This is a genomic window from Gordonia sp. ALPHA1B1, assembly GCF_005502615.1.
GTDB classification, from domain to species: Bacteria; Actinomycetota; Actinomycetes; order Mycobacteriales; family Mycobacteriaceae; genus Gordonia; species Gordonia hongkongensis.
Genome location: NZ_SCOC01000002.1, coordinates 189986 through 206191, shown reverse-complemented (window position 1 = coordinate 206191; position 16206 = coordinate 189986). Strand labels below are relative to the sequence as shown.

Annotated in this window: 15 protein-coding genes; 10 read left to right on the top strand and 5 right to left on the bottom strand. The window is 68.1% G+C overall.

What is annotated here, in order from left to right:
• Nucleotides 1-34 precede the first annotated feature (34 nt).
• Entirely contained in the window at nt 35-1651 is a 1617-nt protein-coding gene (locus FFS52_RS02155) for an MFS transporter (RefSeq protein ID WP_137808659.1), read from the bottom strand.
• Between the two features lie 121 nt (nt 1652-1772).
• Here FFS52_RS02155 and FFS52_RS02150 point away from each other — a divergent pair, with 121 nt between their 5' ends.
• Nucleotides 1773-2435, top strand: a complete 663-nt coding sequence (locus FFS52_RS02150; protein WP_058251062.1) for a TetR/AcrR family transcriptional regulator — start codon at nt 1773-1775, stop codon at nt 2433-2435.
• Nucleotides 2436-2744: 309 nt separating this feature from the next.
• Here FFS52_RS02150 and FFS52_RS02145 read toward each other — a convergent pair whose 3' ends face one another.
• Complete coding sequence (locus tag FFS52_RS02145) at nt 2745-3968, bottom strand: mannosyltransferase family protein (protein WP_242697108.1); 1224 nt, start codon at nt 3966-3968, stop codon at nt 2745-2747.
• Between the two features lie 226 nt (nt 3969-4194).
• Between FFS52_RS02145 and FFS52_RS02140 the strand changes: the two genes are divergently transcribed.
• Together FFS52_RS02140 and FFS52_RS02135 are read left to right on the top strand one after the other, a co-directional pair.
• Nucleotides 4195-5460 carry an aspartate kinase gene (locus FFS52_RS02140; RefSeq protein WP_065630659.1) on the top strand — a complete coding sequence of 422 codons (1266 nt, stop codon included), beginning with the start codon at nt 4195-4197 and terminating at the stop codon, nt 5458-5460.
• Between the two features lie 34 nt (nt 5461-5494).
• On the top strand, nt 5495-6517 hold the full coding sequence (locus tag FFS52_RS02135; protein ID WP_137808657.1) for an aspartate-semialdehyde dehydrogenase: 1023 nt from the start codon (nt 5495-5497) through the stop codon (nt 6515-6517).
• Here FFS52_RS02135 and FFS52_RS02130 read toward each other — a convergent pair.
• Nucleotides 6514-7233 (bottom strand): FCD domain-containing protein, encoded by a 720-nt coding sequence (locus FFS52_RS02130; protein WP_137808656.1) that lies wholly within the window; start codon nt 7231-7233, stop codon nt 6514-6516. The genes FFS52_RS02135 and FFS52_RS02130 overlap by 4 nt on opposite strands.
• Nucleotides 7234-7358: 125 nt before the next feature.
• Between FFS52_RS02130 and FFS52_RS02125 the strand changes: the two genes are divergently transcribed.
• From FFS52_RS02125 to FFS52_RS02100, 6 genes are all read left to right on the top strand, one after another.
• The gene (locus tag FFS52_RS02125; protein WP_137808655.1) at nt 7359-7877 is read left to right on the top strand and encodes a gluconokinase; all 519 of its coding nucleotides are present in this window, start codon (nt 7359-7361) and stop codon (nt 7875-7877) included.
• The gene (locus tag FFS52_RS02120) at nt 7877-9271 is read left to right on the top strand and encodes a gluconate:H+ symporter (RefSeq protein ID WP_068969847.1); all 1395 of its coding nucleotides are present in this window, start codon (nt 7877-7879) and stop codon (nt 9269-9271) included. Before FFS52_RS02125 ends, FFS52_RS02120 begins: the two co-directional genes overlap by 1 nt.
• 31 nt (nt 9272-9302) lie before the next feature.
• Nucleotides 9303-10724 (top strand): hypothetical protein, encoded by a 1422-nt coding sequence (locus FFS52_RS02115; RefSeq protein ID WP_249356299.1) that lies wholly within the window; start codon nt 9303-9305, stop codon nt 10722-10724.
• A gap of 129 nt (nt 10725-10853) precedes the next feature.
• On the top strand, nt 10854-12116 hold the full coding sequence (locus FFS52_RS02110; protein ID WP_137808654.1) for a lipase family protein: 1263 nt from the start codon (nt 10854-10856) through the stop codon (nt 12114-12116).
• A 63-nt stretch (nt 12117-12179) separates the two neighbouring features.
• The gene (locus tag FFS52_RS02105) at nt 12180-12869 is read left to right on the top strand and encodes a hypothetical protein (protein ID WP_058251070.1); all 690 of its coding nucleotides are present in this window, start codon (nt 12180-12182) and stop codon (nt 12867-12869) included.
• 129 nt (nt 12870-12998) lie between these two features.
• Nucleotides 12999-13430 carry an organic hydroperoxide resistance protein gene (locus tag FFS52_RS02100; RefSeq protein ID WP_058251071.1) on the top strand — a complete coding sequence of 144 codons (432 nt, stop codon included), beginning with the start codon at nt 12999-13001 and terminating at the stop codon, nt 13428-13430.
• Nucleotides 13431-13791: 361 nt separating this feature from the next.
• Here FFS52_RS02100 and FFS52_RS02095 read toward each other — a convergent pair whose 3' ends face one another.
• Nucleotides 13792-14877, bottom strand: coding sequence for an IS110 family transposase (locus tag FFS52_RS02095; RefSeq protein ID WP_137808695.1), 1086 nt, complete (start codon nt 14875-14877; stop codon nt 13792-13794).
• 174 nt (nt 14878-15051) lie between these two features.
• Here FFS52_RS02095 and FFS52_RS02090 point away from each other — a divergent pair, with 174 nt between their 5' ends.
• Complete coding sequence (locus tag FFS52_RS02090; protein ID WP_068969841.1) at nt 15052-15525, top strand: DNA starvation/stationary phase protection protein; 474 nt, start codon at nt 15052-15054, stop codon at nt 15523-15525.
• A 77-nt stretch (nt 15526-15602) separates the two neighbouring features.
• Here FFS52_RS02090 and FFS52_RS02085 read toward each other — a convergent pair whose 3' ends face one another.
• Nucleotides 15603-16127, bottom strand: coding sequence for a hypothetical protein (locus tag FFS52_RS02085; protein WP_137808653.1), 525 nt, complete (start codon nt 16125-16127; stop codon nt 15603-15605).
• Nucleotides 16128-16206: the final 79 nt, after the last annotated feature.

The window sequence follows — 16206 nt, the reverse complement described above, 5'->3', positions numbered from 1 at the left end:
GAGGGTAGTGGCGCGGCGATCGCCGGGCTCGCTGTCAGGAGTCGGTGCGTGCGACGCCCACGGGACCGGTCGCCGGGAGCGAAGCGAGCGGGACCGAATCAGCACCGTCGGGAAGTTGCACCGCGGCGACCTCGGCCTGCGGATCGGTGGGCTCGTCGCGCATCACGAACAGCAGGACCGTGCCGAGTGCAAGGAGCGCGAGACCGCTCGCCAGCGACGCCGCGTGCATGCCGTCGACGAAGGCCTGCTTCGCGGCGGTGGCCAACCCCTCTCCGGCCGAACCCATGTCGGTCGCCCGGTGCAGGGTCTCGCCCAGGGTGTCGCCGAACGACCAACCCCGGTCGCCGTCTCGGAACACGAGGGTGGCCAGCGATCCGAGAAGGGCCAGGCCCATCGCGGTCCCGAGCTCGAAGCTCGTCTCCGAGATGCCCGACGCGGCGCCCGACCGCTCCGGCGGCACCGAGCCGACGACCACGACCGACACCAGGCTGAACTGGATGCCGTAGCCGACGCCCGCGATCGTCGTGCACAGCACGTACACCCAGACCGGGGTCGAGGTGCCGAGGGTCAGCATGCCGAGATTGCCTGCGGCGGCCAGGCCGACAGAACCGACGAAGGCCAGCCGGGTGCCCAGGAACGCGGCGACCCGGGTCGCGCCGATGGAGAACACCGCCACCGCGACGGCCATCGGGAGGCCGGCGATGGCCGCGGCCAGGACATCGTGGCCCATGACCGACTGGAGGTAGACGCCGGTCAGGTACGACATGCCGCCGAGGGCCATCATGCCGATCAGCGCAACGGCGACCGCTCCGCTGAACTGCGCATTGCCGAACAGCTTGAGGTCCAGGAGCGGTGACGTGACCCGGCGCTGGTGCAGCAGGAATGTGACGAGCAGCGCGGCACCCACCACTCCGGCGACGACCACGCCGGTCGTGGCGCCTTCGCTCGCGACCGTCTTGACGGCATAGACGAGCGGGAGGATTCCGGCCATCGAGAGCACGACGCCGACGACGTCGAACGGGTCGTTCGTCGCGGCCCGGTACTCGGGGATCAGGCGCGGCCCGAAGACGAACAGTGCGGCGAGCACCGGGACGTTGATGAGGAAGACCACGCCCCACCAGAAGTGGTGCAGCAGAACGCCTCCGATGACCGGGCCGACCGCACTGCCGCCGGCGAACGCCGCGGTCCACACACCGATCGCGCGCCCGCGCTCGCGGGCGTCGGGGAACATGTTGGCGATGAGCGACAGGCTCGAGGGCAGCAGGGTGGCACCGCCGATGCCCATGAGGGCGCGCGCCGCGATCAGGATCTCGGGCGAGGGTGCGAAGGCGGCGATGACCGACGCGATGCCGAACAGGGCGGCGCCGGCGAGGAGGATGCGTCGACGGCCGACGCGGTCCCCGACATTGCCCATCGTGATGAGCAGCCCGGCGATGAGGAAGCCGTAGATGTCGAGAATCCACAGCTGCTGGGCTGCGGACGGCGCGAGGGCATCGGTGATCGACGGGATGGCGAGGTACAGCACCGAGACGTCCATCGAGACCAGGAACACCGGCAGGGTCAGCACGGCCAGTCCCAGCCACGTTCGCCGGTCGGCGGTACCCGAGGTGGTCGGGCGGAGCCGGTTCGACGGGTCGAGCTGGGCGGACATCATTCCTCCTTCGCGGCAGACGGCAGCTACCTGCGCGTACGGTGTACGCGGGTCAGCGTACGGGGATGAGTACGCTGTACGCAATCGGATTATTCCCGCCCTGAGCAGGAGGAACGAGAACGTGACGGCCGACACCTCGAAACTGTCGACGGCGACGATCGTCGATGCCGCCATCGCCGTGGCCGACGATGCCGGGATCGGCTCGCTGTCGATGCGGCGGGTCGCCGAGAAGCTCGGGGTCGGGGCCATGTCGCTGTATCGCCACGTCGAGGACAAGGACGCGCTGCTGCAGGCGATGTCGACCGAGGTCGGACGGCGGTTCCCGTACCCCGTCGACACCGCGCCCGAGTGGCGGACACGGGTCGGGATCGCCGTCGACGTCGACTGGGACCTCTACACCCGGCATCCGTGGGTGGTCCTGGCCTACTCGTCGCCCCGGCACAGTTACGGCGAGGATTCGCTGGCGTGCCTCGACTGGCTGGCGGCCGGATTCCTCGAGCTCGGCGTCGGCATCGAACGCGCCACCGACATGGCGCTGTCGGTCTGGAGCTTCGTCCACGGCGTCGCCCTTGTCGCGGTGAGCGATCAGTTGCTTCACGACGACGCCCTGCTGCCGTCCGCGGGACTGGCCGAGGTGATCTCGGGGGAGTCCGAGGTCGAAGTCCCGTCGCATCTCGCCCGCCTCGCCGGCCGTCGCGATGCCGGCCGGCTGCTCGATCCCCGGGCGCGCCTCGACGCCGGAATCGACTACCTCTGCCTGGGATTCGCGGCGTCGGCGGTGTGACAACCTTCGGCTCCCTGAGAGGCGAGCGAAAAGGGTTTTTCTGCTCCCTGAGGTGCGAGCGTAGCGGGTCGTCTCCTGCTCCCTGAGGTGCGAGCGTAGCGGGTCGTCTCCTGCTCCCTGAGGTGCGAGCGTAGCGAGCCTCGAAGGGTCTCGCACGGCATCTCACCAGGCCCTTCGAGGCTCGTCGCTATCGCTCCTCGCACCTCGGGAGCAGAGGGTCCGCTCGTCGCGCTTGGGGGCAGAGGGGGTCCGCTCGTCGCGCTTGGGGGTAGAGGGGTCGCGCTCCTCGGGGAGCAGGGCAAGCGGTTGTCACATGGCGTGGGGGAACACGGTGAGCATGTGCGCGCCGAACCACGAGCTGCCGACCACGATCGGCACGACGATCAGTCCCGCGACCACCGGCCGCATCCGGGCGAGCGCCATCGCCAGCGGGATCAGCAGGACGAAGGCGGGCAGCAGCAACCGGGGCCGGCTCATCATCAGTCCGCTCGACAGCACGATCTGCGCGACCAGCAGCGAACCGTAGAGCAGGACCGGCCACGGCACCCGTGACCAGACGGCGACGCCCAGCATCACCAGCGTGCTCAGCACGATCCACGACGTGGCCACGGGGGCGATCTCGGCCGAATGGACGAGCATTTCGTTGATGAACTCGAAAGCGGCCACGCCCCAGTCGAACTGGGTGTCCCAGCCCTCGGTCTGGATGCGGAACCACCCGGTCGGCGACCCGGTGTGCGCCCACACCACGCAGAGATAGGCGAGGTAGCCGAGCGGGCTGATGACGATGGCGACGACCGCGCGAACGCGTGCCGCTCTCGGGACGTCGGTGCCGCGCGCCTGCCACAGGAACACGAGGGCGGCGAGCATCACGACCCCGATCAGGACCGCCGCCGTCGGCCGGCACAGCCCGCAGAGCCCCGCGACGACGCCGGCGAGGAGCCAGCGCTTCTCGAGGACCCCCACCAGCGCCCACACCGCGAGCGCGCAGAACAGCGCCTCGGTGTAGGCCATGTTCAGCACGATCGACATCGGCGTCGCCGCGAAGAGCACCACCAGGAACAGTCCGGTTCCGCGTTCGGGTGCCGGGCCGATCGGGGACCGTCGTGCCATGAGTCGGGCGCACACCATTCCGAGACGTGCTGCACCGATCGCCGCCACGCATCCCAGGATCAGGTTCACCGTGATCGCCGCACCGAAGGGACTCAGGCCCGGCAGCTTCGCGATCAAGCCCACCAGGTACGGGTAACCGGGAAAGAAGGCGTACGCGGTGTCGACGGTGTGCAGACCCCGGGCGTCGGTGAGCGTGTAGGGCACGCCGTCGTAGCCGTGGGTCGCGATCGCGATCATCCACTGCCCGTCCCAGACCGCCAGGGAGTCGCCCAGCGTGGTGCCGCGGAGATCGGCGAAGCGGGCCAGGACGAGGATGCCGACGGCCCGGATGACGAGGAAGACGAGGAGAGCGTCGAGCCACCAGCGATGACCACGGACCGCGGCGGGCGACGAACCGAGCGGACCGAAATAGCCGCGGGTCATCGACGCCAGTCGACGGCCGTAGCTGTTCGTACCGACGGGACCGGTTCCGGTGTCACCGACGTCGGTTGGGGAGGCCACGCGAGCGATCCTAGGGCGGATCACCTCGGTCCGGTCCCGTCGGGTGGGGCGGAGACCAGGTCAGAGCGGTCGCGGCGGTCCCGGTAAGGTTGTCCCGGCAAGTTGACGTCTATCGACCGGCACACTGGCCGGCGGGAGGTAACTCGACGTGGCCCTCGTGGTGCAGAAGTACGGCGGATCCTCGGTCGCAACGGCCGAACGCATCCGTCGCGTCGCCGAGCGGATCGTCGAGACCAAGAAGCAGGGCAACGACGTCGTCGTGGTCGTGTCGGCGATGGGCGACACCACCGATGAGCTCCTCGACCTCGCCCAGCAGGTCAACCCGGCGCCGCCGGCCCGTGAGATGGACATGCTGCTGACCTCGGGTGAGCGGATCTCCAACTCGCTCGTCGCGATGGCGATCAGCTCGATGGGCGCGCAGGCGCAGTCGTTCACCGGATCGCAGGCCGGTGTCATCACGACGAGCAGCCACGGCAAGGCCAAGATCATCGACGTCACGCCCGGGCGCGTTCGCAGCGCACTCGACGAGGGCAAGATCGTGCTGGTCGCCGGCTTCCAGGGCGTCTCGCAGGACACCAAGGACGTGACCACGCTGGGACGCGGCGGCTCCGACACCACCGCGGTCGCGCTGGCGGCCGCGCTCGAGGCCGACGTCTGCGAGATCTACACCGACGTCGACGGCGTCTACTCGGCCGATCCGCGGATCGTGCCCGACGCCCGCCGTCTCGACACCGTCTGCTTCGAGGAGATGCTCGAGCTGGCTGCCTGTGGCGCCAAGGTGCTGATGCTGCGGTGCGTCGAATACGCGCGCCGATACAACGTTCCCGTTCACGTGCGCTCGTCGTACTCGACCAAACCCGGCACCATTGTGACCGGATCGATGGAGGACATCCCCGTGGAAGAAGCCATTCTCACCGGCGTCGCACATGACCGCAGCGAGGCCAAGATCACCGTCGTCGGCCTCGACGACAAGCCCGGTTACGCCGCGCGGGTGTTCCGCGCCGTGGCCGACGCCGAGATCAACATCGACATGGTGTTGCAGAACGTCTCGAAGGTCGACACCGGCAAGACCGACATCACCTTCACCCTGCCGCGCGAGCTCGGGCCGCTCGGCGTCGAGAAGCTCACCAAGCTGCAGACCGAGATCGGGTTCACCGATCTGCTCTACGACGATCACATCGGCAAGGTGTCGCTCGTGGGCGCGGGCATGAAGTCGCACCCCGGTGTCACGGCCACCTTCTGTGAGGCCCTCAGCGAGGCCGGCGTGAACATCGAGCTGATCTCCACCTCGGAGATCCGGATCTCGGTGCTGTGCCGGGACACCGAACTCGACGACGCGGTGCGCGCTCTGCACGCCGCCTTCGATCTCGGCGGCGAAGAAGAAGCCGTCGTCTACGCCGGAACGGGGCGGTAGCAGTGACGGGGCGAGCGAAGCGACGGGAGATGTAATGGTACGTATCGGAGTCGTGGGCGCGACCGGTCAGGTCGGCGCCGTCATGCGAACCCTGTTGGCGGAGCGCAACTTCCCGGCCGACGAGGTGCGCTTCTTCGCGTCCTCGCGCTCGGCGGGCAAGAAGCTGCCGTGGGGCGACGGCGAGATCGTCGTCGAGGACACGGCCACCGCCGATCCGTCCGGACTCGACATCGCGCTGTTCTCGGCGGGTGCCACCATGTCGCGCGAACAGGCGCCGCGGTTCGCCGAGGCCGGCGTGACCGTCATCGACAACTCGTCGGCCTGGCGCAAGGATCCCGATGTGCCGCTGGTGGTCTCGGAGGTCAACGGTGAGCTGGCGAAGAACCCGCCCAAGGGCATCATCGCCAACCCGAACTGCACCACGATGGCGGCCATGCCGGTCCTCAAGCCGCTCCACGATGAGGCCGGTCTGCAGCGCCTGATCATCTCGAGCTACCAGGCGGTCTCGGGTAGCGGTCTGGCCGGTGTCGACGAATTGGCCACCCAGGTGCGTGCGGTCGCCGGCGACGCGGAGAAGCTCGTGCACGACGGTTCCGCCGTGGACTTCCCCGCCCCGAACAAATACGTCGCGCCGATCGCGTTCAACGTCGTGGCGCTCGCCGGTTCGCTCGTCGACGACGGTTCGGGTGAGACCGACGAGGACCAGAAGCTGCGCAACGAGTCGCGCAAGATCCTCGGGCTGCCCGGATTGCTCGTGAGCGGAACCTGCGTACGCGTGCCGGTGTTCACCGGCCACTCGCTGTCGATCAACGCGGAGTTCGCGAACCCGCTGTCGGCGGCACGTGCACAGGAGATCCTCGGTGGCGCAGCGGGTGTGGAGCTCGCGGACGTGCCGACGCCACTGGCCGCCGCCGGCAAGGATGCCTCGCTGGTCGGCCGGATCCGGCAGGACCCGGGTGTTCCGGACGGCCGCGGTCTCGCGCTGTTCGTCTCAGGGGACAACCTCCGGAAGGGCGCTGCCCTCAACACGATTCAGATCGCCGAGCTGCTCGTCTAGAGCACCTCAGGTGGCGGGGGCGATACAGCAGCCGCCGCTTCGGTGATGATCGCGCGCATCGACGCCTCCGCGACCTCCGGGTCGCGGAGGCGTATTGCTCTGGCGACGTCGTCGTGCAGTGCGATGGCCACCGGATTCGGTGTCGCGGGCATCATTCCGTGGTGGGTGCGGCCGGCGAGGACCTCGTTCACCACCCCGGTGAGCGACCGGAACATCTCGTTGCCGCTGGCCTCCAAGAGCGTTCGATGAAAGACCTTGTCGGCCAGCAGGTACGACTCGAGGTCGCCGTTGCGCCCGTGTACCGACATGTCCGACACGGCTGCCGCCAGGATGCGGCACTGGTGCTCGTTCGCGCGCTCGGCGGCGAGGGCCGCCGCCACCGGCTCGAAGCCGCGTCGTAGCTCCGAGAGGGTGGCGAGGAACTCGGCGCGGTCGGCGCCGTCGAGGCGCCAGCGGATCAGCCGGGCGTCGAACACGCTCCATCGGGTCCGCGGCTGGATCGTGATGCCGACGCGGCGCCGGGATTCGACGAGGCCCATCGACTCGAGAACCCGGATCACCTCGCGGGATACCGTCCGCGACACCCCGTGGTCGGCGCTGATGGCGTCGAGGGTCAGCACGCTGCCGGCCGGCTGCGCTCCCGAGACGATGCGTCGGCCGATGGCCGCGAGGATCTCGTCGTGCCGCTCGCCTGTGCTCCGTGTGCCCTGACTCACCGTTTCATCTTCTCATTCATCGAGGTACGGACAAATGTGCGTACTTAATGGTCGCGAGGGCTTGCAAAAGTATTACTATTGAGGCAGCCTACGTGATCAGCAGCACAGCGTGGTGAGGAGTGAACATGCGATCGCCGATCGTCGTCATGGGGGTGTCGGGGTCCGGGAAGTCGACCGTCGGGGCGGCGTTGGCACAGCGCCTGCGGGTGCCGTTCGCCGACGCCGACGACTTCCACCCCGCCGAGAACATCGCCAAGATGTCGGCGGGAGAACCGCTCGACGACGACGACCGCCGACCCTGGCTCGAGTCGATCGGCGTCTGGCTCGCCGAACACGCCGACGGCGGTGTCATGAGCTGCTCCGCGCTCAAACGGCATTACCGCGACCTTCTTCGTGATCACGCACCGACGACGCTGTTCGCGCATCTGGCCGGGTCGGTCGAGGTCATCTCGCGACGGCAGGCATCACGCCCGGGGCATTTCATGCCACCGGCCCTGCTCGCCTCGCAGTTCGAGACCCTTGAACAGCTGACCCCCGACGAACGCGGCCTGACCGTCGACGTGGACCAGAGCGTGGACGCCATCATCGACGAACTGGTCGAGGCCCTCTCGAACAGTTCCGATCTCGACGCCGAGGAGAACTGATGTCGCCGACCACCACGATTCTCGCCGCGAGCACAGATCTGCCGCAGCCGGTCGCGCCCGGCTGGCAACTCATCGTCGCGGCGCTGGCGGGTATCGCCGTCATCGTCGTGGCGATCACGATCGCCAAGGTCCATCCCTTCCTCGCGTTGGTGGGCGGCGGCGCGACCGTCGGCATCGTCGCGGGTGAGTCGATCCCGACGGTCCTCGAGTCGTTCACCGCCGGATTCGGCACCACCGCAGCGGGAGTCGGCATCCTGATCGCACTCGGCGCCATGTTCGCCAAGCTGCTGGCCGACTCCGGTGGTGCCGACGAGATCGTGGACACGATCGTCGGTCACGCCTCACCGCGGATGCTGCCGTGGGCGATGGCGCTCGTCGGCGCCATCATCGGTCTGCCGATGTTCTTCGAGATCGGTCTCGTTCTCTTGATGCCGGTGATCTACCTTGTGGCCCGACGCTCGGGTCTCGGCCTGATACCGATCGGCATTCCCGCACTGGCCGGGTTGTCGGCGATGCACGGGTTCGTCCCGCCGCATCCCGGCCCGCTCGTGGCGATCGACGCCCTCGGCGCGGATCTCGGCATGACACTCGGACTCGGTGTGCTGGTTGCCATCCCGACCATCATCGTGTCGGGGCCGCTCTTCGGCGTGCTCGCCGGGCGATGGGTGACGGTCGAGGCCCCGACGACCTTCGACGTCGATCCGTCCGACGGCCCGACCACCAAGCGACCGTCCTTCGCGATCACCATGTTCAGCGTCCTGCTGCCCGTCGTGCTGATGCTGGGCAAGGCACTCGCCGAGATCTTCATCGCCGACGAGGACCAGCCTGTGCGCAAGGTCCTCGACATCCTCGGCACGCCCCTCATCGCGCTGCTCATCGCGGTGATCGTCGCGATGTTCACCCTCGGCCGTGGTTCCGGGATGGACCGCGAGACGATCTCCAAATGCACGGGCGCGGCCCTGCCCGCGATCGCGGGCATCCTGCTGATCGTCTCCGCGGGTGGCGGATTCAAGGAAGTTCTCGTCGACACCGGCATCGGCACCCTGCTCGCCGACTGGGCGACCGGCGCGAACGTCTCGGTGCTCCTGCTGGCCTGGACGCTCGCGGCACTGATCCGCCTGGCGACCGGATCGGCGACCGTTGCCACGATCACCGCGTCGTCGCTGATCTTGGGCCTGGTCGACGGGATGGGTTCGGGAGAACTGTCGCTGGTCGTCCTGGCGATCGGTGCCGGGTCGGTGTTCCTGTCCCACGTCAACGACGCCGGTTTCTGGCTGGTCAAGGAGTACTTCGGGATGACCGTCGGCCAGACCTTCAAGACCTGGTCGATGATGGAGACGGTCCTCTCGGTGACCGGATTGATCGTGGTACTCGCACTCGGCTTGGTCATCTGAGCCGGCCCTCTGTGCGGTAGCTTGACCACTCATGACACGGAAGATGCGGGTCCGGGCGGCGGTGGTCACCGGGGTTCTGACGTTGGCGGCGACGCTCGCGTACCCCGCAGCGGCACAACCCGATTCGCCGAGCACCGGACTCGGGCCGAGCGACACCTCGCTCATGCACGGTGACCTCGCCTCCACGGACTCCACGGCGCATCGAGGCCCCGGCCGCGGGGCTCGACTGGCCGGCTCCTCGATCCCGGGCGGCGCCTGCGCGGCAACGTTCGTGGGACGCGACGGGATGCCCGTCGCGTTGTGTACGCAATTCGTCGGATCGTCGCCACCGGCATTCGCGGTGCCGTCGGTCGTCCTCTTCGATCCCCGGACCGCGCAACCACTGGCGTCGACGCAGCTGACGAAGGGCGGACTGCTCGGCGGCGTGTACGGCTATCTCGACGATCGCGACCGGGTGGTCGTCGCCGACGGGTCCGGGTCGATTCTCCGTGTCGCGCATGCGAAGACGGCCAGCGGTTGGCGGGTGTTCGTCGAGGATCGGGTCGACGTCGACCACGCGATACCGGCGGGTGACGCGATCACCGGCCTGGCGCCCGACTTCGACGGCCGCGTGTGGTTCGCGACGACGCGCGGGGTGGTCGGGACAGTCGACCGGCATGACACCGTGCGGGCCACCCGGCTGCCGGCGGGGGAGGAACTGGGCAACGGACTGTCCATCCGGCGATCGGGGGCGTCGATCCTGACGACGCACGCGCTGTACGAGATGCGTGCGGACCCGCGTGCGGCACCGGAGGTCGTCTGGCGTCGCGCGTATGACCGGGGGCCGGCACGCAAACCCGGACAGCTCACCTGGGGTTCGGGGACGGAGCCGACGTACTTCGGTCCCGGTGGCGATGGCTGGGTCGCCATCGTCGACAACGCGGAACCGCCGGATCTCCGCGTGCTGCGCAGCGATGACGGCTCCGAGGTCTGCCGCATGCGGGCCTTTTCGACGTCCGGGCCGGGCACCGAGAACTCGCCGATGGCCTGGGGCAATTCGCTGGTCATCCCGAGCACCTACGGCTACCAGTACCCGCCGATGGCGCTGCGGGGTCCGTCGGTCCCGGCCGACGCCCCGTTCGTCGGCGGCGCCACCCGCATCGATGTCGGCGAAAGCGGTTGCCGCCGCGTATGGGAGAACGGCGACCGGATCGCGACGCTCCCCAAGTTGTCTCGCGCAGACGGTCTGATCCACGCGATCGGGTATGGCCCGATCCAGCCGAACCTCCCACAGCAGTTCGGCGAAGTCGCCTACGTGGCAACCGACTTCGCGACCGGCCGGCGGGTGGCGACGGTGCCGGTCGGGACGGCGCCGTTCGACGAGCCGCTCGAACTGACCGGGACGATCGCGGCCGACGGAACGCTGTGGCAGGCAACTCTCGGCCGCATGCTCAAGGTGACGCCGGGCCGCTGACACACGTCTCAGCGGTACCTTTCGGCGGTCGTTCGACGGAAGATTCGCCCCCGGAAGCGACACCAGTCACCTGACTCAAGTTACTGTGCGGTAGGTTACACAGCCATGAACTGGAAGTCGGGGAGAACCATGACCCATCGCAGGACATCGAGACGGACGCTCGGGATCGCCGCGCTGGTGGCAGCGTGCGTCGCGTCGCTGGCCCCCGCAGCGGTCGGTACTGCAGCGGCGGCGGATTTCTACACCCCGCCGGCCCGGTTCGCGTCCGAGCCGGGATCGGTGATCCGCAGTCAGCCGAGTCCGCTGCTGCTCCAGATCCCCGGCATGGCGGGTCAGTGGCCGGGGACCGCCCGCAAGGTCATGTACACCTCGCGTTACCAGGACGGAAGACCCGCCGCGGTCACCGGAACCGTCATCGAACCCACCGCGCCATGGCGCGGCAAGGGACCGCGACCGACCGTCGTCGTCGGCTCCGGGACCATCGGTCAGGGCGACCAGTGTGCGCCGTCGAAGCTGATGACCATTCCGTTCGCGGTGGATCTGATGAAGCCGGGCATCTCGGTGAACTACACCGCCCCGGAGATGTACTACATGCTGGTCAACGGCGTGCGGGTGTTCCTCACCGATTACATCGGGATGGGCACGCCCGGTGTCCACACCTACGTCAACCGCGCGGAGACCGGTCAGGCGATGCTCGACGGCGCCCGGGCCGCACTCGCGATCTCGGGCGCCCCGAAGGACGCCCCCGTAGGTTTCGCCGGTTACTCGCAGGGCGGCGGCGCAGCCGCGTCGGCCGCCGAACTCGCCGAGACCTACGCACCGGAACTGGACGTGCGCGCGACCTACGCCGGCGCGCCCCCGGCCGACCTCGAGAAGGTCATCCCCGCGATCGACGGCACCACCATCGCGGGGGCGATCGGCTTCGCTGTCAACGGGCTGACCGAGCGGTATCCGAACGTCGCCGAAGTGGTGCGACGAGAGACCAACCCCACCGGCAAAGCCGCGCTGAAACAGCTCTCGACCAGCTGCATCGGGGACATCATCCCGGCCTTCGGTTTCCGCCGCGTCGAGACATGGACCCGAACCGGCGAGACACTGTCGTCCCTCATCGCACGATCCCCCGGACTGCAAGAGGCTGTCCGCCAGCAGCGGATCGGTCGCCTGAAGCCGAACGCGCCCGTCTTCGTCGAAGGCGGACTGCACGACGACGTGATCCCGTACGGCCAGGTCGCGCAACTCGTGGCGGACTGGCGCGCCCAGGGCGCCGACGTCACCTTCGTCACCGACCCCACCCCGCCCATCTTGACGAAGTCGATCGTGAACCATGTCGTCCCCATGCTCGGCACATTCGTCCCCGGGATGGAGTTCGTCCTCGCCGAGTTCCGGAAGTGAGCCGCTCGCGGCCGAACCTCCTCGACGCTGGAGGCCCGCCGGGGTGAGTGGCAGGATCGGGACATGACGGATCCGAAGGACCCGGCCGGGGGCGCGTCCGGCGATTCTGCCGCGGATGACCCCGATCGCGTCCCGAGCCAGGCCGAGCTGGACGCCGAGGATCTGGCGGCCATCGAGCGGTCCTCGCGCGATCGGGACCAGTCCGCGCTCTATCCGACGCGGCCGGGCGATGCGGGACCGCCGCCGGAGGCGCTGGCGGTGCACGCACGCATCGTGTGGTGGGGCGCGGCCGTGATCGGTCTCGTGCTGACGATCTACGGCTTCTTCAACCTCGGCACCATCACCGACGATCTGCGCAACCGACTGCTCGAAGGCGTGGTCTCGGACCCGGCGAACTCTGCACCCGAGAGTGAGGTCGAGACCCTCGCCGGCTTCTTCCCGCCGTTCATGCTGGTGATGATCGTCGTCGTGCTCGCCATCGAGTACGCGTGCCTGGTGACCGCTGCGTCGCAACACAGCCGCCATCTCCGCAACTTCTTCCTGGCCGCCGTCGTCGTGCATCTGCTGTGTATCCCCGTCGGCGTCGACCTGCTGTTCCGATACCCGGACGTGTCGTCCGTCATGGTCGTCCTGAGCTACCTCCAGTTCGGTCTCCTGGTGGTCGCCGCCCTCTGCACCCTCCGGCGACCGGTCAACCAGTGGCTGCCGGAGTCGACCCGGATGAAGCCCACGCGGATGATGCGGGGACGGTGAACCGGACTCCGACACCGGTGTCGTGACCATCACGTCGCCGTGGCCGGTGTCGTCGGAATGTTCCGCGAGCGGGTCGGGTTGAACCGACCGTTGGCCCGAACCCGCACTGAGCATCCAGGAGGATTTCGAATGGCAATCGAACCGGTGTACACCATCTCGTCGAAGGCGTCCGGCGGCGGACGCGACGGCGAAGTCGTCTCGGCGAGCGGCCAGATCGATCTGGACCTCCGGCCGCCGAAGGAACTGGGTGGCAGCGGTGAGGGGACCAATCCCGAGGAATTGTTCTCGGCGGGTTATGCGGCCTGCTTCCTGAGCGCGCTGCGCGCCACCGCCAAGCAGGCCGACACCCCGGTGCCCGACGGGGCGACCGTGGACGTGGCCGTCGGGATCGGAAAAGACCCCGCGGACAACGGATTCGGTCTGACCGTCGCCATCGAGGTCTCGCTGCCCGGCCTCGACGAGGTCAAGGCCAAGGAACTCGCCGACCTCGCCTACACATTCTGTCCGTACTCGAAGGCGACCAAGGGCAACATCGACTCGTCGGTCACCGTACGCGTCTGATCGTTGAGCCGTGCGGGGTGTCGGTGTCGGCGCCCTTCGTGGCTCGTCGCTGATATGTAGTGCTGCTCTGTCAAGTCCCATGGCGAAATTGCCTCCTTCTCAGGGGCTGTTGTGGGGTTGGCCACCCGCCGCGGTGTGTGGTGGTCGTTACTCGCGACGGTGTTGTCGGACTGATATACGCGGGTTGGTTACCGCTCAACGGTGTTCGACAGGAGATGAAAACGCTGGCCGACGGGTCTATGTAAACGTGCGTACCGTGCACCCAAAAGTGCTGGCGCACATAGCGACGCCGTGGATTCGTTCCCTGTTCACCACAGCGGGAGTCCCGCGACGGGTGGCCAAGATTGTGTGTCAGTGCTGGTTAGTCGTCGAGCACCGCCAGCGACCAGCACCAGCCGGCGAGCTCACGAGCGATCGCGGTGTTGGCCACGCAGGGATGTTTGCTGCGGCGGTCGAATTGTTGCCAGCGCTTGTGTAGCCGACGATTGCCGGCATGGCCACGGGCGCGGGCAGCCGGTGTAGCAGCCTCCCACCGGCGGCGCATGGTCTGTCCGGGTGTGGCGTAGGGGCGTCGGTGTTGCCAGGCCGCCTCGACCAATAGCCGCCGCACGTGGGCGTTACCGGCCTTGGTGATCGATCCCTGACTGCGGGTCCCGCCGGTCGAGTATTCCGAGGGCACCAACCCGGCGTAGGAGCCGATCGTGGCGCCACTAAACCGTGACCAGTCGCCGATCTCGACCGCCAAAGCGAACGCGGTCAGCGTCGACACGCCCCGCAGACACGACAGCCGGGTGACCACCGCCCGCCACGGATCGGTGGCCGCGGTCTGTTCGATCAGCTCATCGAGGCGGTCACGGCGGGCGGTCACGCTCAACACCGCGTCCAGGTCGTTGTCGAAGGCGGCTTGCAGCAGCGGCAGCTCGAAACGTTGACGCTGCAGCCACCGCTGATGAACACCGGTCCAGGGTTTCCCGCCGGAGTAGACGATCCCCTGTCGCAGAAGCAGTTTGGACAATCGATGCCGAGCGCGCATCAAGTCGCTGCGGGCGTCCTCGCGGGCGCGGACCAGATCCCGTGCGGCTTCGGTGCCCACCTCAGGAACACTGACCGCCACCACTTCGCCCAGGCGCAGCAACTTCGCCAAGTGTGCAGCGTCTCGGGCATCGGTCTTGACGCGGTCCCCGGCTGGCCGCTGCAGCTTCGAGGGCGCGGCAACCACACACTCCATCCCGGCCGCCGTGATCGCCCGCGCCAATCCAAAGCCGGTCGGACCGGCCTCATAGGCCACCCGCACCGGCGGGGCCAGGCCTTGTAGCCAGCTGACGATGGTCGCCGCATCAGGGACCAAGGTCTCCCGAATCACCTGCCCGGTGTCTTCATCGATGGCGTGAGCGACCACCGAGCGTGCGTGAACATCCAATCCGACACTTGTACCCTGAACAATCACCGGAGGCCTCCTGATCTGCAATGTGGTGCTACCGCCGAGTGTGAACTCAGCAGCAGCAACCCACGATGTGTTTGCAGCTTGAGGCCTTCGGCCCCAAGGCCCTCATACCGTCTATCGCTCCTCGCACCTCAGGAAGCAGAGGTAATCCATAGGACAAGAAGGGAGTTCTTGATCATGACCAACCCGATCACCAGCACGCTCACCGACGAGCAGCAGTCCGTCGCCGGAAAGGCGTTGCAGGACACCCTCGTCGACCTCATCGACCTGTCGCTCATCGCGAAGCAGGCGCACTGGAACGTCGTCGGCAAGCAGTTCCGGTCGGTGCATCTCGACCTCGATGAACTGGTCACGGTGTCCAGGGAATTCACCGACGCGGCCGCCGAGCGGGCCACCGCGATCGGCGTGAGCCCGGACGGCCGTGCCGAGACCGTCGCCAAGACCGCCCACACCAAGGGATTCGGTGAGGGTTGGACCAAGGACAGCGACGTCGTCGAGTCGATCGTCGACAATCTCAAGGCAGTGGTCGCGGGTCTCCGCGAGCGAATCGGGGTCACCGAGGAGGCCGATCCGGTCACTCAGGACCTGCTGATCTCGTTCGCGTCGAAACTCGAGCAGCTGCACTGGATGTGGCAGGCGCAGATCGCGTGAGCGAGTACGCCTGACCCTCTCACAGCAACGAACCCCCGTCGACTCGCGACGGGGGTTCGTTGTGTCCGGGGGCCTGTTCAGTCGACGGACCGAGCAGATCCGGGGATGCCGGGATCGGGGGCGTCGACGGCGGGATCGGCGTCATCGTCGGCATAGGAGTCGCTGAAGGAGACCCGAGGCGTGGTCGCCGAGTGGTACAGCGCGATGCCGACGTACACCAGGGCGGCCACCGCGAACACCGCGGACACGAGGATCGCCGCGATGTGTGCGACGGTCGCGAACACCCCGTCGAGCGGTCCGGTCGCGAGCGCTCCCGCACCGGCCAGCGCCGCGCCGAGCAGAGCCCACGCGGCACTCCGTATCCACGGGGCCACCACCGAGACGTAGAAGAGCCGTTGATAGATGGTCAGCGAGAACTCGTCGACCGCGGCCAGCCGGACCTCGTCGCCGCCGGCGAGGTCACGCAGTTCGCGCGCCAGCTGGGTCTGACGCTGCAGACTCGTCGATTCCCGCTCGCGGTACCGCACGAACCCGATGACGCCGAGCGCCGTCGCCACGAGCCCCAACCCGACCATCACACCCCAGTAATCCACGACGTTCACGCTACAACTAGAACCTGTTGCAGTCGTGAAGCGGGTCACACGCCCTGGGCGGCGGTCGGCAGATCCCGGTGGACCCGAC

Coding starts and splice junctions, on each gene's coding strand:
- FFS52_RS02155 (WP_137808659.1), bottom strand. CDS start 1,651: ATGTCCGCCCAGCTCGACCCGTCGAACCGGCTCCGCCCGACCACCTCG.
- FFS52_RS02145 (WP_242697108.1), bottom strand. CDS start 3,968: ATGACCCGCGGCTATTTCGGTCCGCTCGGTTCGTCGCCCGCCGCGGTC.
- FFS52_RS02135 (WP_137808657.1), top strand. CDS start 5,495: ATGGTACGTATCGGAGTCGTGGGCGCGACCGGTCAGGTCGGCGCCGTC.
- FFS52_RS02125 (WP_137808655.1), top strand. CDS start 7,359: ATGCGATCGCCGATCGTCGTCATGGGGGTGTCGGGGTCCGGGAAGTCG.
- FFS52_RS02120 (WP_068969847.1), top strand. CDS start 7,877: ATGTCGCCGACCACCACGATTCTCGCCGCGAGCACAGATCTGCCGCAG.
- FFS52_RS02115 (WP_249356299.1), top strand. CDS start 9,303: ATGACACGGAAGATGCGGGTCCGGGCGGCGGTGGTCACCGGGGTTCTG.
- FFS52_RS02110 (WP_137808654.1), top strand. CDS start 10,854: ATGACCCATCGCAGGACATCGAGACGGACGCTCGGGATCGCCGCGCTG.
- FFS52_RS02105 (WP_058251070.1), top strand. CDS start 12,180: ATGACGGATCCGAAGGACCCGGCCGGGGGCGCGTCCGGCGATTCTGCC.
- FFS52_RS02100 (WP_058251071.1), top strand. CDS start 12,999: ATGGCAATCGAACCGGTGTACACCATCTCGTCGAAGGCGTCCGGCGGC.
- FFS52_RS02090 (WP_068969841.1), top strand. CDS start 15,052: ATGACCAACCCGATCACCAGCACGCTCACCGACGAGCAGCAGTCCGTC.